This is a genomic window from uncultured Ruminobacter sp. (assembly GCA_902764345.1).
Classification (GTDB): domain Bacteria; phylum Pseudomonadota; class Gammaproteobacteria; order Enterobacterales; family Succinivibrionaceae; genus Ruminobacter.
In genome coordinates, this window is sequence record CACWVT010000079.1 from 1 (window position 1) to 5600 (window position 5600).

The 5600-nt window shown below is 42.3% G+C and carries 5 protein-coding genes; 2 read left to right on the forward strand and 3 right to left on the reverse strand.

From position 1 onward, the window contains the following. Positions 1-614 precede the first annotated feature (614 nt). Entirely contained in the window at positions 615-1082 is a 468-nt protein-coding gene (locus QZU58_RS09685; RefSeq protein WP_294496351.1) for a threonine/serine exporter family protein, read from the forward strand. A gap of 8 nt (positions 1083-1090) precedes the next feature. Here the strand turns inward: QZU58_RS09685 and QZU58_RS09690 are convergent, their stop codons facing one another. From QZU58_RS09690 to cysK, 3 genes are all read right to left on the reverse strand, one after another. Beyond that, positions 1091-1867, reverse strand: a complete 777-nt coding sequence (locus QZU58_RS09690) for a threonine/serine exporter family protein (RefSeq protein WP_294496353.1) — start codon at positions 1865-1867, stop codon at positions 1091-1093. A gap of 164 nt (positions 1868-2031) precedes the next feature. Then, complete coding sequence (locus QZU58_RS09695; RefSeq protein ID WP_294496355.1) at positions 2032-3057, reverse strand: PIN domain-containing protein; 1026 nt, start codon at positions 3055-3057, stop codon at positions 2032-2034. A gap of 235 nt (positions 3058-3292) precedes the next feature. Further along, complete coding sequence (cysK, locus tag QZU58_RS09700) at positions 3293-4225, reverse strand: cysteine synthase A (protein ID WP_363174838.1); 933 nt, start codon at positions 4223-4225, stop codon at positions 3293-3295. 630 nt (positions 4226-4855) lie between these two features. Here cysK and QZU58_RS09705 point away from each other — a divergent pair. Continuing rightward, a complete protein-coding gene (locus QZU58_RS09705) occupies positions 4856-5419 on the forward strand; it encodes an ATP-binding protein (protein WP_294460798.1) in 564 nt (187 codons plus the stop codon). Positions 5420-5600: the final 181 nt, after the last annotated feature.

Genomic DNA, 5600 nt, shown 5'->3' on the forward strand with positions numbered 1-5600 from the left:
AGAATGCCTGCCTGTCACGCAGGAGGTCGCGGGTTCGAGCCCCGTCCGTTCCGCCACTACATCATTAACCGACCTTTAAGGTCGGTTTTTTCGTTTCTGTGGAAATGAGTTTTTACTCTGTCCCCATCCCGTATTTAATTGTCAGGCTATCCCCTATATTACTGTTAAAAATCGTTCATGAACATGCTTCAATGATTAAGTGATGTCATGTATCGGAATTTAGTCCGGGATTTATCCGGGACTGTTTTTATGGCTGTATTTTGATTCGGCTTGTTTCCCTCTTCTCCATGAATATAATCCGTATACTGCCTCTTTTTTAACAGACAGATCTTCTTTTAGCCGGTGATGAGGAAAATTTCCTATGGGCCTTCACTACTTTTGCCTGTTTTTTTTGAATAAAATTGATGTCTAAATTCAATTAGCATATTCACTTTTTTATGGAGTCTGGGATATTATCGGCAATCAGGTGCCAAAATTCGTGAAATATCGAATTTGATTGTATGATTCTGTCTCCGATACCAGGATATGTTTTTTTTATGTATAATTGGTTACTGTCTGAGTGTGCATCCTGCGAGGATGGCTGGGGACATTCTTGGGTTTAAGGGGGATATGTCATGACCGTTACCCAGTACATTCTTGATTTTATATTCAGTGCCGTTCCTGCAGTTGTTTTTGCCATGATTTTTTCAACGCCGGTGCGTTTTCTGCCTCTGGTGGCTTTAGGCGGAGCCGTTGCTCATCTGTCCAGAACCATATGCATAAATGAATTCAGTATAGGAATAATCGGAGCTTCATTTGTCGGCAGCATTATTATCAGCGTGATGTTCATATTCATAGCGCCACGGTTAAGGGTTCCACGACCAGTGTTTACCGTGGCAAGCATTGTTCCCATAATCCCGGGTAAGTACGCTTATTTAACGCTTCTGTCAGTCATCAAAATGCATGATCCGGATGAGGACAGGTCTGCTCTTATAGAGGCATTTTTTGAAAACGGCATAATTACGACATCCGTACTTTTGGCAATAGGCATGGGCATAGCAATGCCTGCACTTCTTTTTTACCGCAACAGGCCGGTGGTGTGAGTCAAGCGTTACCAGCCGTTTATCGGGAGTATTGAGAAGGCCAGAATTATTCCCAGGCACACTGATGCTACCAGAATGATTGTGTGAATCAGCCTGACGGTGCCCATGGATATGTATCCTTTAAATAAATCAAGTATGCCGTTGATGAACGGGAATCCGGGAACCAGAAGAAGCAGGCTTACCACCATTGCTACCGCCAGGTTGTATCGGGTTAATTCAAACAGATGGGTTCCGATAAGGTAGGAGCTGACGGTGCCGGTAAATCCGCAAACCGTAAAAATAAACATGTCAAAGAGATGATATTTCTGCAACAGCAGTTTGACCGCCATGGTTATTGACCCGGCAAGCATTGCCGTGATGCCGGTATAAAGATCCCCTCCGTTAATGAAGGAGAAGCAGGCGGTAGCTATCCCGATAAGGAATGTCATAAGAAATGGATTATACGGATAGGAGCGTATTTCTGAAAGTTTTTGCTTAAGCTCCTCGAAACTTAAATTCCCTTTTTCCGCTTCCTGACACAGTCTGGTGTAAGTAACCAGATTGTGCATATTGAGTCCGCCTCTGTCTATTCTGGTAAAGGTTGAACATTCTGTTACCGTTTCGTTTCCTTCGTCCGTTCTCAGCTTAACGCCTATCATTTCCGGTGTTACCACCACGGTTGCAGGACGGCCGTAGGCCCTAGCCACTCTTTCCGAGGTCTGAATGATTAATCTTGTTTCAGCTCCGCATCTGTACATGCGGTCAGCCGTATAGGCTATGAGTTCTGCCAGCTCTCTGTCTGTCATAAGTACTGCCTCAGTAGGTGGTGAAAGGTACCTGAACTGACGATTTTACGGTCAGCCCTTTTATGATAGAACAATCGTCCGGATGTGTCATATTATTTTTAAGAAAGGATTCTGGGCACGCCGTACCCGGAATCCACAGGGGATCTCAATTCGAGAGATAAAGGTTAAAGCAGTGATTTGACCGTCCGGTAAATGGAAAGTCCTTTTTCTTGTCCGTATTCGGATACAAGCTGTCTGTAAATCTGCATTTTCGCATCCTTTCTGGTGCTCAAACCGCATATAATCGTAGCGGCCTTGTTAGAAGCCGTTTTTGAGAAGTTATGATCGCGAAGCACCTTTTTAACCTTTTCATTAAGAGGAGATTTTTGGGAGGACGAAACATTGGTATCGCCCTTATTGAGGCTTTTAATGTATTTCTGAGCCGCGGGTTTGATCAGTTTGTAAAGTTCAGCGAATTTTTCAGTTTCATTTTTGAGATTAAAATGAATGCTGCTGAGCGGCATTTCCCCTCCCGCACATGCAACCACGATGGTATTGGTCTTATTTATCAGGTCATCTGGATATCCTGAGTTTTTCATCACTGACGTGATTTCCGGAATGTTAGCGATTTTCGAGGACATTACCGGAACCCGGACGGCAACAGTATTCTCCTTGGCTGCAGATGCCTGGACGGTCGGGGTATTTTCTTTAGCTGCAGGTGCCTGGACGGTCGGGGTATTCTCCTTGGCCGCAGATGCCTCAACGGTAGGGACATTCTCCTTGACCGCAGGTATCGGAACTGCAGTCGGCTTTTGAGCGGCTTCCGTTACCTGTTTTTTACCCTGAGCCTTGGTATTAATTGTTTCCGCTCTTTTTATGGAAACTCCGCATCTTTTATTCCAGAAGCTGATTATGTTGTCATAATCCTTGTCTTTGCTGATTACGACGTAGGTGTATTTTTTCCCGTTGACGCCGAGGGTGTATCCCGCAAATGAGATAAGATGCATGTCAAGAGACTGGGAGCCTGCCGGCACCTTGATAAGTTCGTAGGAGCAGCGTGTTCTGTTCAGTAGGTCCACGTTGTCCAAAGTAATGTTTTCCGAGTTTCCGGTATAAAAAATGTAAATGAGGTCGTCGGCGTTCAGACCGCTGAGTTCCTTAAGTCCCGTATTGTGAACATTTTCAAAGTCGATAAAATAACAGTTTGCCATTATTAAACCTTCCGATGTTTCGTGCATTATTCTTTGCCTGGAACCGGTTTTGGGGGATTAGTATTTGAATTATATGATGTCGGTTCACAAAGGAACAAGCAGAGAAATGCGGATTTTTGAGAAAGCTTTGATGACGTGGGTTAGGGATATCAGGTTTTAGCGATGCATAAACGGAAGAAGACGGGGAATTCCCGTCTTCTTCGCATAAACAGTCAGTGTTTCAGACTTTAAGATATCAGTTTTCAAAAAGCTGGGTTGAAAGATATCTGTCACCGGTATCAGGGAGAATTACGACAATGCGCTTACCCTGATTTTCAGGTCTCTTTGCAAGTTCCTTGGCTGCATGAAGAGCTGCACCTGAGGAAATACCTACCAGAAGACCTTCGGTTCTGGCGATTTCCCTGCCTGCTTCAAAGGCACTTTCATTTTCTACGGCGATGATTTCATCATAAATGCCGGTGTCGAGAGTGTCAGGAACAAAACCTGCTCCAATCCCCTGAATCTTATGTGAGCCGCTTACTCCCTTTGAGAGAACAGGTGAGCTTGCGGGCTCTACAGCCACAACCTTCACGTTAGGATTCTTTTCCTTGAGGTATTTACCGGTTCCGGTAAGTGTACCGCCGGTACCTACACCGGCGACAAAGATATCAACCCTGCCATCGGTGTCTTCCCAGATTTCAGGACCGGTGGTATTGTAATGAATTTCAGGATTGGCCGGATTGGTGAACTGACTAGGAATAAAGCTGTTCGGTATTGTTTCAGCAAGTTCGTGAGCTCTGGCGATGGCACCTTTCATACCTTTGTTGCCTTCTGTGAGTTCAACCTGTGCTCCGTAAGCTTTAAGAAGATTGCGACGTTCAATACTCATGGTTTCAGGCATGGTCAGAATGGCTTTATAGCCTTTGGCAGATGCGAACAGGGCAAGACCGATACCGGTGTTACCGCTGGTAGGTTCGATGATGACTGCTCCTTCCTTGATGATTCCTTTACGCTCGGCGTCTTCAATCATTGCCAGTGCGATTCGATCCTTGATGGATCCTGAAGGGTTAAAAGATTCGACCTTAACTACGATTTCTGCTTCAAGGTTATTGTTTTTCTCAATTTTATTGAGACGAACGAGTGGTGTGCGACCAACCAGTTCGGTTACGTTATTATGAATACCCATTATTGTTTTTCCTTATTATCTTGTTTTGTTTATGTAATTCATATCTTACCGATATGAATTATGTTAAATCCAAAAATTAAAAATGTCAACACCGGATCTCATAAGATTAAAAATAAATTTTCCGATGATGCGAGGGTATACCGTGTCTTTATCAAGGATTGAGGTTTTAAAGACAGGAGTGAAAGCACTTATATTATTTTTTAGTCCTTTTTTATTAAAACATCTATACGGATTATGGCGGAGAGCCAGGATACCATTCCGGTGAAGGTGATTGACTGTGTTTTTCTGAGGATTCGCCATGATATTGTAATCAGAATGAGGAGGATTATTTAGGTGAGCGTTTAATCTCAAAATGACGTATGACGGTACACAAAATTTTAAAAAGATATATATAAGTATTTAAAAAATCTGCATTTTTATACTCTGCCAAGGCGAGTATGGAACTTTTTTTTATAAAATATCAAAGGCCAATTGCTAAAATGGCCATATAAGTGATAATATTAGCAGGATGAATGAAAATTCTTAGAAGTTGGATTTTTATCACGGTCTGACAGGTGTTTGAAAGACTGTGTGTTTGTATAAAACGACTTGCGTATACCTTTTTGTATTAAAAATTTTTAGTGAAGCATATCTATGAAAAGTTTAATTCTTGTAACCTCTCCTCCAGCTTGCGGAAAGACTTATGTGTCAAAGTCTATTGCCAAGAGACTTGATCATGTGGTTTATCTTGATAAAGATACTTTAATCGTTCTTTCAAAGCAGATCTTTAAGGTAGCAAATCAGGAATACAACCGCAGTTCTGATTTCTTTGAAGAAAATATTCGTGACTACGAATATTATGCTGTTCTTGATCTGGCATTTGAAGCACTTGAATATGAAGATAATGTGTTAATCAATGCTCCGTTCACCCGTGAAATCAGAGATCCAGCATACGTGGCTGACTTAAGGGCCAAGCTTGCCAAGATTGGTGCCAGATTGGTAATCATCTGGGTAGAAACTTCACCTGAAACATGTCATCGTCGTATGATTGAGAGAAACTCAAGTCGTGATACCTGGAAGCTTGAACACTGGGACGAATATATTTCCCGCTGCAACTTCAACATGCCTACCGACATCGGTGAAGTTCACGTATTCAAGAACAATGACGGTGCCGAATTTGATCAGTCATTAGAGGATATTGCCAAGTTATTAAATTAGTATTCTGATTTATTGTTGGTATTGAATTTTTTTGATATGTGATATTAGAAAGGGAGACTGCATGAGATGCAGTCTCTTTTTTTCCTAAACTCCGCACGCCCTAGTTTATAACTAGGGCGAATCTCATCATAAAACCATTAAATATCACATTTATTCCCATGTTTTTAAAAAATTCTCTTTA

What these genes read in the sequence shown, in the direction of transcription:
- QZU58_RS09685 (WP_294496351.1), top strand. Translation starts at nt 615, where the DNA reads ATGACCGTTACCCAGTACATTCTTGATTTTATATTCAGTGCCGTTCCT.
- QZU58_RS09690 (WP_294496353.1), bottom strand. Translation starts at nt 1,867, where the DNA reads ATGACAGACAGAGAGCTGGCAGAACTCATAGCCTATACGGCTGACCGC.
- QZU58_RS09695 (WP_294496355.1), bottom strand. Translation starts at nt 3,057, where the DNA reads ATGGCAAACTGTTATTTTATCGACTTTGAAAATGTTCACAATACGGGA.
- QZU58_RS09705 (WP_294460798.1), top strand. Translation starts at nt 4,856, where the DNA reads ATGAAAAGTTTAATTCTTGTAACCTCTCCTCCAGCTTGCGGAAAGACT.